The 19,478-nt window shown below is 58.2% G+C and carries 22 protein-coding genes; 7 read left to right on the forward strand and 15 right to left on the reverse strand.

The window, feature by feature from the left end:
• The first annotated feature begins 61 nt into the window (after nucleotides 1-61).
• Nucleotides 62-1,042: a LysR substrate-binding domain-containing protein gene (locus tag IAE27_RS09845; protein ID WP_200092369.1), complete on the forward strand. Its 981-nt coding sequence runs from the start codon at nucleotides 62-64 to the stop codon at nucleotides 1,040-1,042.
• On the opposite strand, the gene IAE27_RS09850 is transcribed toward IAE27_RS09845, so the two are convergent.
• The 4 genes from IAE27_RS09850 to puuD all read right to left on the reverse strand — a co-directional run bounded on the left by IAE27_RS09850 (nucleotide 1,039) and on the right by puuD (nucleotide 5,383).
• Entirely contained in the window at nucleotides 1,039-2,319 is a 1,281-nt protein-coding gene (locus tag IAE27_RS09850) for an NAD(P)/FAD-dependent oxidoreductase (protein ID WP_004112063.1), read from the reverse strand. The two genes, IAE27_RS09845 and IAE27_RS09850, sit on opposite strands and share 4 nt — an antisense overlap.
• A 2-nt stretch (nucleotides 2,320-2,321) precedes the next feature.
• Nucleotides 2,322-3,809 carry an aldehyde dehydrogenase PuuC gene (puuC, locus tag IAE27_RS09855; RefSeq protein WP_115239705.1) on the reverse strand — a complete coding sequence of 496 codons (1,488 nt, stop codon included), beginning with the start codon at nucleotides 3,807-3,809 and terminating at the stop codon, nucleotides 2,322-2,324.
• 238 nt (nucleotides 3,810-4,047) lie between these two features.
• Nucleotides 4,048-4,605, reverse strand: coding sequence for an HTH-type transcriptional regulator PuuR (gene puuR / locus IAE27_RS09860; RefSeq protein WP_004100955.1), 558 nt, complete (start codon nucleotides 4,603-4,605; stop codon nucleotides 4,048-4,050).
• A gap of 25 nt (nucleotides 4,606-4,630) precedes the next feature.
• On the reverse strand, nucleotides 4,631-5,383 hold the full coding sequence (gene puuD / locus IAE27_RS09865) for a gamma-glutamyl-gamma-aminobutyrate hydrolase (RefSeq protein ID WP_160887670.1): 753 nt from the start codon (nucleotides 5,381-5,383) through the stop codon (nucleotides 4,631-4,633).
• A gap of 224 nt (nucleotides 5,384-5,607) precedes the next feature.
• Here puuD and puuA point away from each other — a divergent pair, with 224 nt between their 5' ends.
• A complete protein-coding gene (gene puuA / locus IAE27_RS09870; RefSeq protein ID WP_004112067.1) occupies nucleotides 5,608-7,026 on the forward strand; it encodes a glutamate-putrescine ligase in 1,419 nt (472 codons plus the stop codon).
• Between the two features lie 352 nt (nucleotides 7,027-7,378).
• A complete protein-coding gene (locus tag IAE27_RS09875) occupies nucleotides 7,379-8,770 on the forward strand; it encodes an APC family permease (RefSeq protein ID WP_004100961.1) in 1,392 nt (463 codons plus the stop codon).
• Between the two features lie 122 nt (nucleotides 8,771-8,892).
• Here IAE27_RS09875 and IAE27_RS09880 read toward each other — a convergent pair whose 3' ends face one another.
• On the reverse strand, nucleotides 8,893-9,015 hold the full coding sequence (locus IAE27_RS09880) for a small membrane protein (RefSeq protein WP_004100963.1): 123 nt from the start codon (nucleotides 9,013-9,015) through the stop codon (nucleotides 8,893-8,895).
• Between the two features lie 273 nt (nucleotides 9,016-9,288).
• On the opposite strand from IAE27_RS09880, the gene IAE27_RS09885 reads away from it, so the two are divergent.
• Together IAE27_RS09885 and agp are read left to right on the forward strand one after the other, a co-directional pair.
• Nucleotides 9,289-9,513: a hypothetical protein gene (locus IAE27_RS09885; protein WP_004112069.1), complete on the forward strand. Its 225-nt coding sequence runs from the start codon at nucleotides 9,289-9,291 to the stop codon at nucleotides 9,511-9,513.
• A gap of 137 nt (nucleotides 9,514-9,650) precedes the next feature.
• Nucleotides 9,651-10,898, forward strand: coding sequence for a bifunctional glucose-1-phosphatase/inositol phosphatase (agp, locus tag IAE27_RS09890; RefSeq protein WP_004100966.1), 1,248 nt, complete (start codon nucleotides 9,651-9,653; stop codon nucleotides 10,896-10,898).
• A gap of 139 nt (nucleotides 10,899-11,037) precedes the next feature.
• Here agp and IAE27_RS09895 read toward each other — a convergent pair whose 3' ends face one another.
• Nucleotides 11,038-11,265 carry a YccJ family protein gene (locus IAE27_RS09895; protein ID WP_004100967.1) on the reverse strand — a complete coding sequence of 76 codons (228 nt, stop codon included), beginning with the start codon at nucleotides 11,263-11,265 and terminating at the stop codon, nucleotides 11,038-11,040.
• Nucleotides 11,266-11,285: 20 nt separating this feature from the next.
• The gene (gene wrbA, locus IAE27_RS09900; RefSeq protein WP_004100968.1) at nucleotides 11,286-11,882 is read right to left on the reverse strand and encodes an NAD(P)H:quinone oxidoreductase; all 597 of its coding nucleotides are present in this window, start codon (nucleotides 11,880-11,882) and stop codon (nucleotides 11,286-11,288) included.
• A 374-nt stretch (nucleotides 11,883-12,256) separates the two neighbouring features.
• Here wrbA and IAE27_RS09905 point away from each other — a divergent pair, with 374 nt between their 5' ends.
• On the forward strand, nucleotides 12,257-12,430 hold the full coding sequence (locus IAE27_RS09905; RefSeq protein WP_004100969.1) for a general stress protein: 174 nt from the start codon (nucleotides 12,257-12,259) through the stop codon (nucleotides 12,428-12,430).
• A gap of 241 nt (nucleotides 12,431-12,671) precedes the next feature.
• Here IAE27_RS09905 and rutG read toward each other — a convergent pair whose 3' ends face one another.
• The 7 genes from rutG to rutA are packed head-to-tail and all read right to left on the reverse strand — an operon-like array spanning nucleotide 12,672 to nucleotide 18,093.
• On the reverse strand, nucleotides 12,672-13,994 hold the full coding sequence (gene rutG / locus IAE27_RS09910) for a pyrimidine utilization transport protein G (protein ID WP_200092371.1): 1,323 nt from the start codon (nucleotides 13,992-13,994) through the stop codon (nucleotides 12,672-12,674).
• 21 nt (nucleotides 13,995-14,015) lie between these two features.
• Complete coding sequence (gene rutF / locus IAE27_RS09915) at nucleotides 14,016-14,510, reverse strand: NADH-dependent FMN reductase RutF (protein ID WP_004100971.1); 495 nt, start codon at nucleotides 14,508-14,510, stop codon at nucleotides 14,016-14,018.
• A gap of 9 nt (nucleotides 14,511-14,519) precedes the next feature.
• On the reverse strand, nucleotides 14,520-15,110 hold the full coding sequence (locus IAE27_RS09920; protein WP_070557393.1) for a malonic semialdehyde reductase: 591 nt from the start codon (nucleotides 15,108-15,110) through the stop codon (nucleotides 14,520-14,522).
• Nucleotides 15,107-15,910: a pyrimidine utilization protein D gene (rutD, locus tag IAE27_RS09925; RefSeq protein ID WP_004100973.1), complete on the reverse strand. Its 804-nt coding sequence runs from the start codon at nucleotides 15,908-15,910 to the stop codon at nucleotides 15,107-15,109. The genes IAE27_RS09920 and rutD overlap by 4 nt, the downstream gene beginning before the upstream one ends.
• Entirely contained in the window at nucleotides 15,907-16,299 is a 393-nt protein-coding gene (gene rutC / locus IAE27_RS09930) for a pyrimidine utilization protein C (protein ID WP_004100974.1), read from the reverse strand. Before rutC ends, rutD begins: the two co-directional genes overlap by 4 nt.
• Entirely contained in the window at nucleotides 16,292-17,002 is a 711-nt protein-coding gene (gene rutB, locus IAE27_RS09935; protein ID WP_004100975.1) for a pyrimidine utilization protein B, read from the reverse strand. The genes rutC and rutB overlap by 8 nt, the downstream gene beginning before the upstream one ends.
• The gene (gene rutA / locus IAE27_RS09940; protein ID WP_004100980.1) at nucleotides 17,002-18,093 is read right to left on the reverse strand and encodes a pyrimidine utilization protein A; all 1,092 of its coding nucleotides are present in this window, start codon (nucleotides 18,091-18,093) and stop codon (nucleotides 17,002-17,004) included. Before rutA ends, rutB begins: the two co-directional genes overlap by 1 nt.
• A gap of 284 nt (nucleotides 18,094-18,377) precedes the next feature.
• Between rutA and rutR the strand changes: the two genes are divergently transcribed.
• A complete protein-coding gene (rutR, locus tag IAE27_RS09945) occupies nucleotides 18,378-19,016 on the forward strand; it encodes an HTH-type transcriptional regulator RutR (RefSeq protein ID WP_004100981.1) in 639 nt (212 codons plus the stop codon).
• Here rutR and IAE27_RS09950 read toward each other — a convergent pair.
• A complete protein-coding gene (locus IAE27_RS09950; RefSeq protein ID WP_004100983.1) occupies nucleotides 19,013-19,408 on the reverse strand; it encodes a lysozyme inhibitor LprI family protein in 396 nt (131 codons plus the stop codon). The two genes, rutR and IAE27_RS09950, sit on opposite strands and share 4 nt — an antisense overlap.
• Nucleotides 19,409-19,478 lie beyond the last annotated feature (70 nt).

Genomic DNA, 19,478 nt, shown 5'->3' on the forward strand with positions numbered 1-19,478 from the left:
AGGAAAATTGACTTCATCTCTATCCTATAATTGACTAATTCATAATTAATCCCGTCAACTGGTGAAACATAAAACACGAATCATGAATAATCTTCCGCTGCTGAACGACTTACGCGTCTTTATGCTGGTAGCCCGCCGCGCCGGTTTTGCCGCCGCTGCGGAAGAGCTCGGCGTCTCTCCGGCATTTGTCAGCAAACGCGTATCGCTGCTGGAGCAAACCCTTAACGTCCAGCTGCTGCACCGCACTACCCGGCGAGTGGCTATCACCGAAGAGGGCGAGCGCATCTACGAATGGGGGCAGCGCATTCTGCAGGATGTCGACCAGATGATGGATGAGCTCTCCGATGTGCGGCAGGTGCCGCAGGGAACGCTGCGGATCATCAGCAGCTTTGGCTTTGGTCGGCGGGTGGTCGCGCCGGCGCTCTCCGAGCTGGCCCGTCGCTACCCGCAGCTGGAGATCCGTTTCGACGTCGCCGACCGGCTGGTAGATTTGGCTAATGAAGGGGTCGATCTGGATATTCGCGTCGGCGACGATATTGCGCCCAACCTGATAGCCCGCCAGCTTGCCAGCAATCATCGTATCCTCTGCGCCTCGCCGGCGTTTGTCGCCCGGCATCCCTCGCCGAAACAGCTGAGCGACCTTGCCGCGCTGCCGTGTCTGGTGATCAAAGAGCGCGACCGGCCTTTTGGCGTCTGGCAGCTGCGCGATGATAAAGAAGGTGAGCACGCCATCAAAGTGACCGGGCCGCTGTCGTCAAACCACGGTGAAATCGTCCACCAGTGGTGCCTCGACGGGCAGGGGATTGCGCTGCGCTCATGGTGGGACGTAAAGGAGAATATCGCCAGCGGCAATCTGGTACAGCTGCTGCCGGAGTACTATCAGCCCGCCAGTATCTGGGCGGTATACGTGTCTCGGCTGGCGACTTCGGCCAAAATTCGCACCACCGTGGAGTTTTTACGCCACTACTTTCAGCAGCGCTTTCCGCGGCAGTGCGGGGCGGCGATATTGCCGACGGCGGGCGCCGTCGGCCGGGGGGATTAAACGCCGAGCCGATCGCGCAGGCTATAGTAAGCCGCGCCCATGGCGGTAAACGGAATGCGCAGGCTGCGTCCGCCGGGGAACGGGTAGTGCGGCAGCTTCGCGAAGGCGTCAAAACGTTCGGCGTCCCCGCGCAGCAGCTCCGAAATTAGCCGTCCGGCGAGGTGGGTACAGGTGACCCCGTGGCCGCTGTAACCCTGCATATAATAGATATTGTTATCGAGGCGGCCAAACTGCGGCATCCGTGAGAGGGTCAGCAGGAAGTTGCCGGTCCAGCGGTAGTCGATTTTCACCCCCTTCAGCTGCGGGAAGGTTTTCAGCAGCTTCGGCATAATCAATCGCTCAACGTCGTCCGGATCTCGCGCGCCGTAGACCACGCCGCCGCCGTACAGTAGGCGGTTATCGGCGGTCAGACGGTAGTAATCCAGCAGATAGTTACAATCCTCCACGCAGTAATTTTTCGGAATCAGCGAGCGCGCCAGTTCCTCAGACAGCGGTGCGGTGGTGACCACCTGGGTGCCGCACGGCATGCTGCGTTTCGCCAGCTCCGGCTCGATCTTATCGCCGAGATAGGCGTTACCGGCGACGATCACGTAGCGAGCGGTCACTTGTCCGCGCGCGGTGGTCACTACCGCCGGGCTGGTGTGCTGAATGCGGGTAACCGGTGATTGCTCGTACACCCGGCCGCCGTTTAGCCGAATGGCGTCAGCTTCGCCAATCGCCAGGTTGAGCGGATGGATATGGCCGCCGCTGCGATCCAGCAGGGCGCCGGTGTAGCGGTCGCTGTCGACTTCGCGGCGAATAGCGCTGGCATCCAGCAGCTCCAGTTGGGTATTGCCGTAGCGCTCCCAGTTGGCTTTCTGCTCTTCCAGAGTTTCCAGCTGTTTATGATTCATCGCGACAAACAGCCCGCCGGGGCGATAGTCGCAGGCAATCTGATAGCGCTGGATGCGCTCGCGAATAATATCGCCGCCTTCAAACATCATGCTGCCGAGCATTTTCGCCGCGTCCGGGCCGTAGGTTTTCTCGATAACGTCGATATCGCGGCTATAGGAGTTAACTAACTGGCCGCCGTTGCGTCCGCTGGCGCCGAAGCCGATGCGCGCGCCTTCCAGCAGCACCACGTCGTAGCCCATTTCGGCCAGATGCAGCGCCGAAGAGAGGCCGGTATAGCCGCCGCCGACGACGCAGACGTCGCAGCCGATCGTTTCTTCCAGCGCCGGGAACGGTTCATAGCGGTTGGCGCTGGCGGCGTAATAGCTGGTGGTATGTTCGGTCATGATTAAGACTCCAGGGCAATCCAGATAGTTTTCAGTTCAGTGAATTTTTCCAGCGCATGCAGCGACTTATCGCGTCCGTTGCCGCTCTGCTTATAGCCGCCGAACGGCACGGTCATATCGCCATCGTTGTAGTTGTTTACAAAGACGGAGCCGGCTTTCAGACGGCGGCTGATGCGGTGCGCGCGGGAGAGATCGCGGGTCCAGACCGCCGCGCCGAGGCCATAGCGGCTGTCGTTGGCCAGCGCCAGCGCCTGCTCTTCGGTTTTAAAACGAGTGACCACCAGCACCGGGCCGAAGATCTCCTCCTGGCTGAGCGCGGAGGCGGGATCGACGTCAACAAAAATGGTTGGGCCAACCGCCGCGGGCCACGGATTTTTGCGTCCATCTAGCAGCAGCGTACTATGCGCTTCGCCGGCGCGAATAAAGCTGTGGACGCTATCGGCGTGGCTGTTGTCGATCAGCATGCCCATGGCGGTATTAGGGTCGAGCGGATTGCCCGGCTGCCAGCCTTTGGCCTGCTCTTTAAGGAGATCGAGAAACCTGTCGGCAATGCTCTCCTCAAGCAGCAGGCGGGTTCCGGCGATACAGACCTGGCCCTGGTTGTAAAAGATACCGCCGGCGGTAGCGTTAACCGCTTTTTGCAGATCCGGACAGTCGGCAAAAACGATATTGGCGCTTTTACCGCCCGCCTCCAGCCAGACGCGTTTCATATTGCTGTCGCCTGCGTCCTTCAGCAGCTGTTTACCCGTGCGGGTAGAACCGGTAAAAGTAATCACTTCGACGTCAGGATGCCGCGCCAGCGCCTGACCGGCTTCATGGCCGAAACCGCTCACTACGTTGAACACGCCGTCTGGCAGTCCGGCCTCTTTCGCTAAGCCCGCGAGTCGCAGGGCGCTGAGTGGGGATTTTTCCGACGGTTTGAGCACTACGCTATTACCTGACGCCAGCGCCGGGCCAAGTTTCCAGCAGGCCAGCAGCAGCGGAAAATTCCACGGCACCACCGCCGCAATCACGCCAATCGGTTCGCGGACGATCATAGCCAGTTCGTTGCCGCCGGTAGGGGCAACTTCGCCGTAGACTTTATCGATAGCTTCGGCATACCAGCGAATCGCGCGGGCGGCGCCGGGGATATCGTCGCGCAGGCTGTGACGGATCGGTTTGCCGGTGTCCAGGGTTTCCAGCAGCGCCAGCTCTTCGCAATGGGCCTCCATCAGGTCGGCAAACTTATTCAGGACCGCTTTACGCTGGGCAGGAGAGGCCTGCGACCAGTCGCCGCGCTCGAATGCGCTGCGGGCGGCCTGGACCGCGCGATCGACATCGGCCTTTTTGCCGCGCGCGACTTCGGCGAGCGTTTGCTGGGCGGCAGGGGCGATGGTGGCAAACACGCTGTTATCGGCGGCGGCGCTGTATTCGCCATTAATAAATAACCGCGTTTCAATCGCGATGTTCTTTGCTTTTTCTTGCCAGTAAGCCAGGTTGTGAAAATCCATCATGACTCCTTAATGACATAATCGAAAAAAAAGTGGTGATTTCAGACCCTCAGGGCGCAGGGCGTCCCCGGGGTTGAGTACCGTTTAAATTGCCCATTAACAGGCTTGAATTATCCGGGGCCAGCGGAAAACGTTTTTCCGCATTGCGCAAGGTGAACTGCGTTATCTTCGCGCCGCCGGAATTCACCCCGGGCGGCGCAGGCCTGAAGAAAACCTGAGAAAGGCTCAGGCTAATAAATCAGAAGGTGGTGGGAGTATGGGCGCTGATAATTCGGCAGATACCTGCCGAAGTGTTGCTGAAGCTATGCGGTATGCCGGTGTTAATGGCATAACTTTGCCCAGCCACCAGGTGATACGCCTGACCGTTAATGGTCAACACGACTTCACCCTCCAGTATGGTGCCTATCTCTTCACCCTGATGCTTGATCCTCTCCCCGGTTGTGGTTCCAGGCTGGTACGTTTCAAATATCATCGCCAGCGTGCGGTTCGGATTGCCATTGTGAACCAGCTTCATCGATACCCCCTGGCTGCCGATTTCAATCAGATCGTCCTGATTGATAACCACCTGCGGTTCAGCCGGTTTTTCTGGTTCAGAAAAGAATTCCGAGAGCGACAGCCCGTAGACTTTCAGCAGCTTTTGCAGCGTGCTGATGGCAGGACTGACTTTGTCCTGTTCTATGGTGCTGATGGCACTATGTGTTAACCCAGACAGTTCGGCGGCACGACGCTGTGAGAGACCCAGCTGTTGGCGGATCGCTGACAAACGTTTCCCTGGCGCCAGTCCGTCATCGCTCATATTTGCATTTCCTTAACGGTAGTGGTCAGAGTCGCTGTTTTTCAGCGATATAGTTCTGACAGGCGGTGATAAAACCTTCAAACAACATTCGCGACAGGGCGTATTCGCTACTGTTCCATTCAGGATGCCACTGCACGCCGAGGGCGAAAGGATGGTCGTTAACGCTGACCGCTTCCGCTAGCCCGTCCGGAGAACGCGCTTCCACGCGCAGCCGTGGACCCGTCGTTTTTGCTCCCTGCCCGTGTAACGAGTTTACCCAAAACGTGTTGCAGCCCGGTATTAACTGAGAAAGTAATCCTCCCTCCTGAACCTGAACTTCATGCGAGGGCGCGTATTGCTGCTCGACGGGAAGTTCGGGGTCTTCGCGGTGCTCAAGAAGCTCAGGCTGCTCGAACAGACGACGATACAGAGTCCCGCCGGTGGCGACAACCAGTTCCTGTAGTCCACGGCAGATGGCGAAAATGGGGATGCGCCTTTCGAGCGCGGCGTTAATCAGCGCCATGCTCAGAAGATCACGCCCGGGATCGGCGTCAGGCTCATCGCCGTTTTCACCATAAAGGTGCGGCTGTACGTTGCTCGGGCTACCGGGCAGATAAATGCCGTCCAGTTTCGGCAGTAGCGTAGCAAGCAGTTCCGGCTCGGCCAGCGCGTGCGGCAGGGCAATCGGTACGCCGCCGGCGTGAACAATCGCGTTCAGGTACTTCTCTTGCAGAGTCTGGGTCTGGTGACCCTTAAGCCTGTTTCGGCACATCACTACGCCAATAACTGGCTTGTACATTATATTTTCCATGATCGCCCTCACAAAGTGGACTAAATTATGACCGGGTTAGCGGGTAAAACGGCCATTTCGTTCAATATTTTCTCAATCTAGCAGTGGATATTGCCCTTTGCAAACTTAATTTAACATTTGACAAACAATTTGTTTGCATACACATTCGAAGGGTGGACATTATATTTAACAGTGCAATTCAGGGTCCGAAACTACAACAACGGCGGTGAATCATGGAAACCAATATCGTAGAAGTTGAGAATTTTGTTCAGCAGTCGGAAGAGAGACGGGTCAGCGCATTCACCTGGGAAGTGAAGCGCTACCTTGAGCGTTACCCCAATACGCAATACGTTGATGTGCTGTTAACCGATCTGAACGGCTGCTTCCGCGGTAAGCGGATCCCGGTCTCCAGCCTGAACAAGCTGGAGAAGGGCTGCTATTTCCCGGCTTCGGTATTTGCCATGGATATTCTCGGCAACGTGGTGGAAGAGGCGGGGCTCGGCCAGGAGATGGGCGAACCTGATCGCACCTGCGTGCCGGTGCTGGGAACCTTAACCCCGTCCGCGGCGGACCCGGAATACATTGGTCAGGTTCTGCTGACCATGGTTGATGAAGATGGCGCTCCCTTTGACGTTGAGCCGCGGAACGTTCTGAACCGCCTCTGGCAGCAGCTGCGCCAGCGCGGGCTGTTCCCCGTTGTAGCGGTAGAGCTGGAGTTCTATTTACTTGACCGCAAGCGCGACGCGGAAGGCTACCTGCAGCCGCCTTGCGCGCCGGGAACCGGCGATCGCAATACCCAAAGCCAGGTTTACTCCGTCGATAACCTCAACCATTTTGCCGACGTGCTTAACGATATTGATGAGATCGCCCAGCTCCAGCTGATCCCCGCCGACGGCGCGGTGGCGGAAGCGTCTCCCGGCCAGTTTGAAATCAACCTCCACCATACCGATAACGTACTCGATGCCTGCGATGATGCGCTGGCGTTAAAACGTCTCGTGCGTTTAATGGCGGAGAAGCATAAGATGCACGCCACTTTTATGGCGAAACCCTATGAAGAGCACGCCGGTAGCGGGATGCATATCCACATCAGCATGCAGAACAACAAAGGCGAGAACGTGCTGGCTGACGCCGACGGTGAAGATTCCGCGATGTTAAAACGCGCGCTTGCCGGGATGATCGATCTGATGCCGGCATCGATGGCGCTGCTGGCGCCGAACGTGAACTCGTATCGCCGTTTCCAGCCGGGAATGTATGTGCCGACCCAGGCGTCGTGGGGGCATAACAACCGGACGGTGGCGCTGCGCATTCCATGCGGCGATCGGCACAACCATCGCGTCGAATATCGGGTGGCCGGGGCGGATGCCAACCCGTACCTGGTGATGGCGGCGATTTTTGCCGGCATCCTCCACGGGCTGGATAATCCGCTGCCGTTACAGGAAGAAGTGGAAGGCAATGGTCTTGAGCAGGAGGGGCTGCCGTTCCCGATTCGCCAGAGCGATGCGCTGTGGGAGTTTATGCAAAACGACCACCTGCGCGAGCGGCTTGGCGAACGCTTCTGCCACGTTTATCACGCCTGTAAAAATGACGAATTACTGCAATTTGAGCGTCTGATCACAGAGACTGAAATTGAGTGGATGTTGAAAAACGCCTGATTTTCGCCCCGCAAGGGGCGCTTTAGCATTATCACGAGTAGCATCATACGGCCTGAGCGGAGCCTGGTCGGACGTTTTTGCTGGGAGCCCAGCCATTCCCGGATGCCGCGTTAAGGAGCGCAGGCGGCAACGGGGCTTCAGTTAACGACACAGTGTGTAACGAGGTAGGAAATGATGCAGATGTTTAAATATCCGCAGGGAGAAGGGGGCCGTCATGGCCGCATGGAATGCGCCGCTACCGCCGCTCGTCGGTTCTTTTTACCTTTTGATTTGCCATTAACCCCGTTGCGAAGCAGGTTGGTTTCCCGGTCTCTACGACCGCAAGCCCAGGCGTGCAGCGGGGGAAATGGCCATGGCTATTAATCCCTCTCTCGACAACGCCTCCGGGGCGGGAAAACCGCGCCTGCGCAAATCCCTCAAGCTGTGGCAGGTGGTGATGATGGGCCTCGCCTATCTGACGCCGATGACGGTTTTTGATACTTTCGGCATTGTTTCCGGCATCAGCAACGGCCACGTTCCGGCATCCTATCTGCTGGCGCTGGCCGGCGTGCTGTTTACCGCCATCAGCTACGGCAAGCTGGTGCGCCAGTTTCCCCAGGCGGGCTCAGCCTACACCTATGCGCAGAAATCGATCAGCCCGCACGTCGGCTTTATGGTGGGCTGGTCGTCGCTGCTGGATTATCTGTTCCTGCCGATGATCAACGTGCTGCTGGCGAAGATTTATCTTTCCGCGCTGTTTCCGGACGTGCCGCCCTGGGTATGGGTGGTGACCTTTGTCGCGATTCTGACGGCGGCGAATCTGAAAAGCGTCAATCTGGTGGCGAACTTCAACACCCTGTTCGTGCTGGTGCAGATCTCGATTATGGTGGTCTTTATCGTGCTGGTGGTGCAGGGACTGCATAAAGGGGAAGGGGTGGGCACCGTCTGGTCGCTGCAGCCTTTTATCAGCCAGAATGCGCACCTGATCCCGATTATTACCGGGGCGACGATCGTCTGCTTTTCATTCCTCGGCTTCGATGCGGTGACTACGCTTTCCGAAGAGACGCCGGACGCCGCGCGGGTAATCCCGAAGGCGATCTTTCTGACCGCGGTCTATGGCGGAGTGATTTTCATTGCCGCTTCGTTCTTTATGCAGCTCTTTTTCCCCGATATCAGCCGTTTTAAAGATCCGGATGCGGCGCTGCCGGAGATTGCTCTCTACGTCGGCGGCAAGCTGTTCCAGTCGATCTTCCTGTGCACGACGTTTGTGAATACGCTGGCCTCCGGCCTGGCGTCGCACGCCAGCGTTTCACGACTGCTGTACGTCATGGGCCGCGATAACGTTTTCCCGGAGCGTATTTTTGGCTACGTCCATCCGAAGTGGCGTACCCCAGCGCTCAACGTGATCATGGTGGGGATTGTCGCGCTGTCGGCGCTGTTCTTTGACCTGGTCACCGCCACGGCGCTGATTAATTTTGGCGCGCTGGTAGCATTCACCTTCGTTAATCTATCGGTGTTCAACCACTTCTGGCGGCGTAAAGGCTTTAACAAAACGTGGAAGGATCGCTTTCACTATCTGCTGCTCCCGATGGTCGGCGCGCTGACGGTGGGGGTACTGTGGATTAATCTGGAAGCGACATCGCTGACGCTCGGCCTGATATGGGCGGGGCTGGGGTTACTCTATCTGACTTACCTGACCCGCCGTTTCCGTAAACCGCCGCCGCAGTTTGACGGCGCTAAAGCGGAGCAGGCCTGGGAATCGTAACCATTTTTTACGCCGACACAAAGGCAGGCGAAAGCGCCTGCCTTCTTTTTTGTCATTCTCGTTTGAAATCAGGCGGTCGGTAAGAAATAGCAGGGGCAAAAGGTAAGAATAGTAAGGATGAATTATTTCTTTTTCTTATGAGTTGGCAGTTGCGCGGAGCGCCGATCTTTGACGTAGGAGACCAGGCTGTAGACCGCGACTCCCAGCAAAACCACCGCGACGATAAAGAGCAGGATACCTGACATAGATTAACCTAATGTTATGTTTAACATGGAGAAAAAATACCGTGATATCGGGATAATAGCATCGGGATATTTCTTAAAGATGACCCGATGAGTCGGACGAGAATAGACAGCCAGCCGAGCAATGAAATTATTATTTACATGAATAAATGTGAAGAGTAAAGCTCGACGGTGATGAAAAAATGAACGGAGTAACACTCGTTTAAGCGAATTTACAGACCACGGCCCGGCAGGCTGCTACCCTTGGCCCGCTTAAATAGGGGGCGAGAGTAATCAATGGTGAATAAGCATATCGTCGGGCTGGCTGGGCTGCTGCTGATGGCGACGTCAGCAAGCAGCCTGGCCGATTCCGGCCATCAATCTATCCATGAACGCGTTGTCGAACGGATTTTAAAACCCTGCGAAGGAAAAAAAGCCGGAGATAAAGTGGTCATCGTTGACCATCACGGCGGCGAGCATGAGGCTATCTGCACTCTGGCGGCAGTACCGCTGCCGCAGTAATCCTGTTCACTGATTTTGCGACCCTCGGTCATCGCGGAAAGCGTATTTCTTTCCGTACTTTGCGAGCCATTGCCCGGAAAAATGTCATAAATTTGTCACAATCAAGGCGATGATAATCACTGACTGAGGATGAAGGGATGAGAAAAAGTCTACTCGCCGCCGCTGTGGCCGGCGCTGTTTTACTGTCCGCTGGCGTTCAGGCGCAGGAACCGGCCGCACCGGAAGGGTACCAGCTTCAGCAGGTGCTGATCATGAGCCGCCATAACCTGCGCGCGCCGTTGGCGAACAACGGCAGCGTGCTGGAGCAATCCACGCCAAAGTCCTGGCCAGAGTGGGATGTCCCCGGTGGACAGCTGACCACCAAGGGCGGAGTGCTGGAAGTCTACATGGGGCACTATATGCGCGAATGGCTGGCGCAGCAGGGAGTGGTGACCAGCGGCGAATGCCCGCCGGAGAACGCGGTCTACGCCTATGCCAATAGCCTGCAGCGTACCGTCGCCACCGCGCAGTTCTTTATCACCGGCGCGTTCCCCGGCTGCGGCGTGACCGTACATCATCAGGAAAAAATGGGCACCATGGACCCGACGTTTAATCCGGTGATCACCGATGATTCCGCCGCCTTCAGCGAAAAGGCCGTACAGGCGATGGAGAAAGAGCGGCAGGGGATGCAGCTGAGCGAAAGCTATAAGCTGCTGGAGGAGATGACCGACTACCGTAACTCCCCGTCCTGCAAAGAGAAGCAGCAGTGCTCGCTGAGCGACGCGAAAGATACCTTTAGCGCCAAATATCAGCAGGAGCCGGGCGTTTCCGGGCCGCTTAAAGTCGGCAACTCGCTGGTTGACGCCTTTACGCTGCAATATTATGAAGGTTTCCCGAAAGACCAGGTGGCGTGGGGTGAAATTAACAGTGATAAGCAGTGGCAGGTGCTGTCGAAGCTGAAAAACGGCTATCAGGACAGTCTGTTTACTTCGCCAGAAGTGGCGCGCAACGTGGCCAAACCGCTGGTGAAATATATTGATAACGTTCTGGTAGGGGACGCGGCGAAGTCGGCGAAAGTGACGCTGCTGGTGGGGCACGACTCTAATATCGCCTCGCTGCTGACGGCGCTGGATTTTAAACCTTATCAGCTGCACAACCAGTACGAACGTACGCCCATCGGCGGCAAGCTGGTGTTCCAGCGCTGGCATGATAAGAGCGGCAATCGTGATTTGATGAAGATCGAGTATCTGTACCAAAGCACCGAGCAGTTGCGTAATGCCGATGCGCTGACCCTGCAATCGCCGCCGCAGCGGGTAACGCTGGCGCTGAACGGTTGTCCTGTGGATGACAACGGCTTTTGCCCAATGGATACCTTTAAAAAGGCGATGGCCGAGGCGACAAAGTAGCAGAGCAGAAAAAACCCGGAGCAATCCGGGTCTTGCTGCCGATGTTTAGCCGGGTGTTGTCGCCTGGACTGGCGCAACGCGCCGCCTCCGGGAAGCTCATGCAATAACTCCCGGAGGCGGTACTGCGTACCTGTCCGGGCTACACGTTCTTGCGTTCGATGGTTTGTTCGCCCCAGAACAGCGAGTCTTTGTCGGTTTTGGCGAAGGCGCGGGGCAGGACTTCATCGCTGCCTTCTTCCCAGATTTTCTCCGCCAGCTTTTCATCATAATTGGCGAGTTCAAAAATTGCCTCGGCAATTTCAGGAGACGTATTGCGCAGACTTGCCCATTCACCCACGCGGTGGGCCTTTGCTTCTTGATTCGGCATGCTTTTCCTCCTGCTGAAGATTAACCGTGTAATTTAACTGCCAGACCTGCAACGTGTTGACCCTGATAGCGGGCAATGGCCAATTCTTCTTCACTTGGCTGACGCGATCCGTCGCCGCCGGCAATGGTGGTGGCGCCGTAAGGCGTGCCGCCGCGAACCTGCGAGACATCAAACAGCTCCTGAGCGCCGTAGCCAATCGGTACAATGATCATCCCGTGGTGGGCAAGGGTGGTCCAGGTGGAGGTGATGGTCTGTTCCTGACCGCCGCCGGTACCGGTTGAGCTGAATACGCTGGCCAGTTTGCCGTACAGCGCGCCGGATGCCCACAGACCGCCAGTTTGATCGAGGAAGGTGCGCATCTGCCCGGACATGTTGCCGAAGCGGGTAGGGGTACCAAAGATGATGGCATCGTACTCAGCCAGCTCCTGCGGTGTGGCAACGGGGGCGTTTTGTGTTTTCCCGCCTGCTTTGGCAAAAACCTCTGCCTGCATGGTTTCCGGCACGCGCTTCACGACCACTTCCACGCCATCGACTTTGTTAGCCCCTTCGGCGACGGCATGCGCCATGGTCTCGATGTGTCCGTACATTGAATAATAAAGCACCAGAATCTTAGCCATTTGCATCACTCCTCGGTTGCGTTATGCGCCAGCCAGACGACTGGCTACCTTTAAAGATAAGATCTCTGGCGAAGAGTGCAAATGTAACAATCATTTGTTTGATTTATAACAAAAATGCAAAAAATAGCGGCTGTTGCAAAAAGATACATCTTTGGCGGCGCTATTTTAGGCTGTCATAAGAGTCGCTTAGCGCAGAATGTGCGCCATAGCGGCGGTTGTTATCAGAAATCTATTTCAGGATATGACTATCTCCCTACAGCCTCTTCTGCATTCGCTAACCTTAACAGTACGCGATCGGAAAATGGGATCGCGGAGGCTAAGGCCTTTTGTTTCACCTAATGCAGCATGATGTCTAACCTAAATGGAGGTCAGTAATGGCAAACCATCGTGGCGGTACCGGCAACTTTGCTGAAGACCGTGAAAGAGCATCAGAAGCAGGTCGTAAAGGTGGCCAGCATAGCGGGGGGAACTTTAAAAACGATCCTCAGCGCGCTTCCGAAGCTGGTAAAAAAGGGGGAAAAAACAGTCACGGCAGCCGCGATAGCTAGCGCCGTCCTGATTGTCTGCCGATAGGGGTTAATCTCCAGAGCAAACCCCATCGCCCTCGCCGCCGACGTGTAGTCGGCGGTTTTTTTTTATCCCGATGCATGCAGATGCCGCTAAGCGGAAGTAGCCCCCGGCCTGCGGCTAATGCCTTAGCCGGGCTACGGGTCGGCGCTGTTTTGTCGCCCCGGTAAGCGCAGCGCGACCGGGGATTTCCCGGTACGGGTCTGTTGGCGTTGCACGCTTTCATACCGGGGTGACGTTGGTTTGCCCGGCCTCACGCGGACGGCGGTTAAGTAGAGCGTGGAGCAGAATCGCGCCGAAGGTGGCCGTGCCGATCCCGCCGAGGGTAAAGCCACCGAGCGAAAGCGCAAAATCGCCCGCCCCCAGCACCAGCGTCACTGCCACCATAATCAGATTCGCATTCTGGCTCAGATCCACCCGATTCTGTACCCAAATTCGCGCGCCCGCGACGGCAATCAGGCCAAACACCACAATCGATGCGCCGCCGATCACCGGTCCCGGAATGGTATGGATCAGCGCGCCGAATTTCGGTGAAAACCCAAGCAGCATCGCAATCAGCGCCGCCGCGACGAACACCAGCGTCGAGTACACTTTGGTGACCGCCATCACGCCGATATTCTCCGCGTAGGTGGTCACGCCGCTGCCGCCAACCGAGCCGGAGAGCATCGTTGCCAGTCCGTCGCCGACGAACGCGCGGCCCATATACGGGTCCATATTGCGCCCGGTCATCCCGGCAACCGCCTTCAGGTGGCCGAGGTTTTCCGCCACCAGAATTACCGCCACGGGAGCGATCAGCATCATTGCCTGGCCGTCAAAGGTCGGGGCGGTCAGCTGCGGCAAACCGAACCACGCCGCCTGCGCAAGCAGGCTAAAATCCAGCGGCTTGCCCAGCCCGAGGCCGTTGGCCAGCAGCGCGTAGAGGGCGCAGGCGATAATCAGCCCAACGAGGATCAGCAGCCGCTGCAGCATCCCGCGGGTAAACACTGCCACCAGGCCGATGCAGAGCACGGTCAGCACCGCCATCCAGCCGTCGAACGGCGTCGCTGATACGCTGCGAACCGCAATGGGGGCCAGATTAAGACCAATCGCCATCACCACCGCGCCGGTGACCACTGGCGGCATCAGCCGCTCAATCCAGCGGGTACCGAGTTTCATCACTACCAGACCAATCAGGGTATACACCAGTCCGCAGAGGATAATTCCGCCCAACGCGACGCTAAGGTGCGGGTTAAGCCCCTGGTCGTTGAAGCCGGTGACGGCGATGACCACGCCGACAAAGGCGGCGCTGGAACCAAGGTAGCTCGGCACGCGCCCGCCGGTGACCAAAAAGAACAGCAGGGTGCCGACGCCGGACATCAGGATCGACAGATTAGGATCTAACCCCATCAGGATTGGCATCAGGACGGTTGCGCCAAACATCGCCACCGCGTGCTGAACGCCCATCACCACGGTTTGCCCGACCGACAGCCGTTCATCGGGGGCCACGACGCCGGACGCGGCGGAGGGGGAGGTTAACTGCCAGCGAGGAAAATCGAAGAGAGCCATGATGAGATCCTGGGTTTAGGGTTAACAGGCTGGACGCATCAGCGTGTGGTAGCCGCGATCGAACCACATCAGTCCACGCGGTTCCGGATGGCGAACAATCGCCGCCACTTCGCAAAACAGAATGTCGTGCGTCCCGACGCTGACGATCTGGCTGATGCGGCAGTCGAAGCTGACCAGCGCTGCCTCCAGACGCGGGCAGCCGGTCGCGCCGGTTTGCCAGTCGGCGGCGGCGAAGCGCTCCGCCATCGGCGTTTTACCGCCGAAAAGGTTCGAGAGTCCTTCCTGACCGGCCGCCAGGGTATTAACGCACAGCGCCTGATGCTGGCTGAAGATCGGCCATACCGAGGCTGAACGATTCAGGCAGACCAGCAGCGTGGGCGGCGCGTCGGTGACGCTGCAAACCGCGCTGGCGGTAAATCCTGCGCGGCCTGCGGGACCATCGGTGGTGATAATGTTCACCGCCGCTCCGACGTGGGCCATGGCGTCGCGAAAGCTTTGTTTATCGGCAAGAGACATGCGGGCTCCTTATACCAGCTGGCAGGCATCATCAAAGGACAGACGCGGCAGGCGCGCGTACAGTTTACCGGGATCGCCGTAGCCGATATTAATCAGCAGGTTGCTTTTCCAGGCGCCGTCGGCAAAAAACGCCGCATCGACTTTTTCGCGGTCAAAACCCGACATCGGACCGGTATCCAGGCCCAGCGCGCGGCAGGCGAAAATCAGGTATGCCGCCTGCAATGAGCTGTTGCGAAAGGCGGTCTCCTCCGCCATTTGCGAACTGGAGGTAAACCAGCTGCGGGCGTCGCCGTGGGGGAACAGCTCCGGCAGCCGGTCATAGAATGCGCGGTCCCAGGCGACAATAGCGGTGACCGGCGCCTGCAGGGTCTTCGCGATGTTGCCGCTCGACAGGGCCGGGCGCAGCTTCTCTTTACCTTCCGGGGTGCGGACGAAAACGAAGCGCGCCGGGGAGCAGTTGGCGGAGGTCGGCCCCATTTTCAGCAAGTCGTAGAGTTCGCGCAGCTGCGCGTCGCTGACCAGCTTATCCAGCCAGCCGTTGTGGGTTCGGGCCTCGGTGAACAGCGCGGCGCAGGCGGCCGGGCTAATAGCTTCGCTCATAGGTTCTCCTGGGGTACGGGCAGCATCGCGGCCAGCCCGTCGCATAAAATAGGGTTAAAGGTGGCGCTATCGGTGACGTTGCAGGCGTGGCCGCCCCAGGCCATTTCCACCAGCTGGCTGTCGGGGATTGCCGCCTGCAGCAGGCGGGAGCAGGAGGCCGGGACCAGCAGATCGTCAGCGGCGCTGATAACCAGCGTCGGGCAGGCGATGGCTGCCGCCCGGCGCGAAAAGTCGGCCTGCTTGAGAGCATTCAGCCTTTTCAGCAGATTCTCTTTGCCCTGGAAATGGCTGATGGCGAGCGCGTCTTCGGCCTCCAGACGCGGCAGGCGAGAAGCCATCCACTCCGCCGGATAGAGGAACAGCGGCTGCGCTTCTACCCACGCCTGCGCGCCACCCGCGTGCAGCAGGCGCTCGCGCACCAGGAAGCAGCGGCGGGTATGCGGGGAGAGCGTCAGCCAGCCGTTCACCAGTACCAGGGCGCTTATCGCTTCGGGATGGTCCAGCGCGAGCTGCAGGCCAATCAGCGCCCCCAGGGCGTGGCCGATCAGCGCAAAGCGCCCAATACCCGCCTCCAGCAGCGCCGCGTAGAGCTCCTGCGCCATCTGCGCCATGCTATAGCTGGCGGGCAACGAGCCGCCGTTTTCGCCGGTGCCGTTGTGGTCATAGCTCACCAGCTGGTAGTGCGCTTCCAGCGCCGAACGCTGCGGCAGCCAGTAGCCGCCCGCGCCGCCGAGCCCGGCGCTCAGAACCACCACCGGCGCGCCGGGATAAGGCGCCGGGGAGATATTCAGCTTCATCATGCCGGTTTCCCGATATGGGCGACGGTGGCGATCTCCACCAGCGCTTCGGGCTTCACCAGCCCGCACTGAATGCAGAAACGCGCCGGTTTGTCGCCGGGGAAGAACTCCGCGTAGACTTCGTTAATCGCGGCGTAGTTTTTCCAGTCGGTGATAAAGATGCTGTTGAAGGTCACATCCGCCATACTGCCCCCCGCCGTCTCGATAACGCTCCTGATGGTTTCCAGCACGTGGCGGGTTTGCGCCTTTGGGTCGCCGATGTAAACCACGTTATTTTGCTTATCGAACGGCAGGGTGCCGGAGACGTAAACCACGCCGTCGGCCAGCGTGCCGGGAACAAACGGTGCGATAGGCGCGGTGGTGCCTGGCGGAATAATCACCTGTTTAGGCATAACGTTTCTCCTCGGTAAATGCGTGCGGCGCGGCGGGCTCAAGGGCATTACAGAAGCTGGCGACATCGCTGACCCAGCCAAAGAAGGTTTCGATATTAAACAGCGCCGCCTGCTGGGCAAACGCCGGACCGGCCTGGTGCGTTGCGTCCTCCAGCACGATGCCGAAATATTCGAGGAAAAAGCCGTCGCGCAGGGTTGATTCCACGCAGACGTTGGTGGCGATGCCGGTAAACACCAGATGGCGGATTCCGCGGCTGCGCAGGATGCTGTCGAGCGCGGTATTAAAGAAGCCGCTGTAGCGCGGTTTCGGCAGCACGATATCGCCGGGCTGCGGCTTAAGCTGATCGACCAGCTGATAGTCCCAGCCGCCTTTCGCCAGCAGCTTGCCCTGTAGCTCCGGGTTCTGGCGCATGGTTTTCAGCGCGTTGGATTTATGAAAATTGGGCGAACCGGGGCCGCCGGCCTCCACGTACTGGTCATCCCAGCCGTTCTGAAACCAGATAACCAGCATCCCGGCGGCGCGCGCGGCGGCCACGGCGAGGTTGATATTGTCGATAACCGGTCGGGTGGTGGAAACATCAAAGCCGGCGAGGTCGAGATAGCCGCCCTGGCTGGCGTAGGCGTTCTGCATATCGACGACGATCAGCGCGCTTTGTAGCGGCGCGAAGGTCAGGGATTCCGGGCGAGCGGGCAGGGTAATCATCAGGCAACCTCTTGAGTCATGGTGGCAATATGGTCGCGGCAGCGCATCAGCGGCTGAATGCGCTGTCCAAAGGCTTCGATACCGATAAGGAAATCATCAAACGTCAGCAGCACGCCGTCGGTGCCGGGAACCGCCGCCACCTCGTCGAGCATACGGGCGACATTGGCGTAGGAGCCCACAAGAGTGCCCATGTTGATATTGACCGCCGAGGTGGGATCGGCCATCTGGCGCACGTTGGTGTCGCTGCCGGAACGGGTGTCTTTCTGGCTCTGTTCGGTCAGCCACGCCAGCGCCTCGTCATCCGCGCCGGCTTTGTAATGCTCCCATTTGGCCCGGGCTGCCTCGTCGGTTTCGTCGGCAATCACCATAAACAGGACGTAGGAGCCGACGTCGCGGCCGGTTTTTTCCGCCGCCTGCATCATCCGGGCGGCGGTGGGGGCAAAGGCGGCAGGGGTGTTCACGCCTTTACCGAAGCAGAAGTTATAGTCAGCGTGTTGGGCGGAGAACGCCATACCGGCATCGCTTTGCCCGGCGCAGATGACCTTCATCGGCTGCGACGGCTGCGGACTGACCCGGCAGTCATTCATGGTGAAGTAGTCGCCTTTGAAGTCGCTGCGCCCGGTTCCCCACAGGTCGCGCAGGACCTGGACATATTCGGTGAGGTAGTCATAGCGGCTGGCAAAATAGTCATCGCCCGGCCAGATGCCCATCTGCTCGTACTCCGGCTTTTGCCAGCCGGTGACCAGATTGACGCCAAAGCGGCCGCCGGAGATAGAGTCAATGGTTGAGGCCATGCGGGCGACGATCGCCGGGGGTAAGGTCAGGGTGGCGGCGGTGGCGTAGATCTGGATGCGTGAAGTCACGGCGGCCAGTCCGGCCATCAGGGTGAAAGACTCCAGATTATGATCCCAGAATTCGGTTTTGCCGCCGAAGCCGCGCAGTTTGATCATCGATAGCGCGAAATCGAAGCCGTAATGTTCGGCTTTTTGCACGATAGCCTTATTGAGCTCAAACGTCGGCATGTACTGGGGAGCATGGGTGGAAATCAGCCAGCCGTTATTACCAATCGGAACGAAGACACCAATTTTCATACCTACCTCTCTGCATGTCGTTGAACAAGAAGGCGCGGCGCTGCATCCTGCATCTCCCTCAATCACCTCGCCTGAAAGATAAAGCAAAGGCGATGCCAGTTTTACAAAGGCTAATGTTATTAATGTGTTGCGTTATAGTTGCTGAAAATGGCAGCAATAAAAGTGGACTGAATGGTCAAAATCGGTGCACGAAAAAGCCGCAGTCGTGCGCAATCGGGGTGCACAGAGTCGTGCCGGCGCTGGGCTTTTGCTATGCTGATGGCGGGAAAAGAAGGAGATAATGCATGGCACAGGGCGGCGTGAAAAAGATCGGCAAACGTTCACAGGCGGTGAGCGCAAAAAAAGAGGCTATTCTGGCCGCCGCGCTGGACGCGTTCTCGCAGTATGGCATTCACGGCACGCGGCTTGAGCAGGTTGCCGAGCTGGCCGGGGTGTCGAAAACCAATTTGCTCTATTACTACCCCTCGAAAGAAGCGCTGTATATCGCGGTGCTGCAGCAGATCCTGGCAATCTGGCTGGCGCCGCTCAAGGCGTTTCGTGAAGACATCAGTCCGCTGGTGGCCATCGGCGAATATATTCGCCTTAAGCTGGAGGTTTCCCGCGATCACCCTCAGGCGTCAAAGCTGTTTTGTCTGGAGATGCTGCAAGGTGCGCCGCTGCTGATGGGCGAGCTGACCGGCGATCTGAAAGCGTTGGTAGATGAGAAGTCGGCGATTATTTCCGGCTGGGTTGAGAGCGGCAGGCTGGCGCCCGTCGACCCGCAGCATCTGATCTTTATGATCTGGGCGACTACGCAGCATTACGCCGATTTCGCCACTCAGGTTGAGGCGGTAACCGGCGCGACGCTGCGCGATGAGGCGTTTTTTCAGCAAACCGTCGATAACGTCCAGCGGATGATTATCGAAGGGATTCGGGTGCGTTAATTGGCGGGCGGCAGCGGGCAGCTCTGATCGCCATCCTCGCACTGCAGCAGCGAAGCGAGATACGACTCGCGCTCGACGGTTTTATCGGACATGCACTGGTTGATCAGCATCGGCTGTACGCTGCCGCCTTCTGCGCCGGAGGCGAGGAATTGACAGTCGGCGTCGCGCAGGGCAATCCACGTCAGCTGCGCTTTTTTCAGCAGTTCCTGCTGTTTTTCAGAGGCGCGCTTCAGCGCTTCCTGATACGTTTCATTTAATTTTTTGTCGTCAGCCTGGTACTGCTCGGCGGTGCACTGGTTCATTTCCGTTTGATTGCTGGCGTTGCTACATTCGTCCGCCAGCGCATGGGTGCTTGCCAGCAGCGCGGCAAAAGCGAGTAAAGTGCGTTTCATTGGTCAACTCCCATAAAAAAAGCTCCCGTCCGGGAGCCTTAATTAACCACAGCCTGCGTCTGGTGTCATT

Source organism: Klebsiella sp. S69 (genome assembly GCF_016516145.1).
GTDB classification, from domain to species: Bacteria; Pseudomonadota; Gammaproteobacteria; order Enterobacterales; family Enterobacteriaceae; genus Klebsiella; species Klebsiella oxytoca.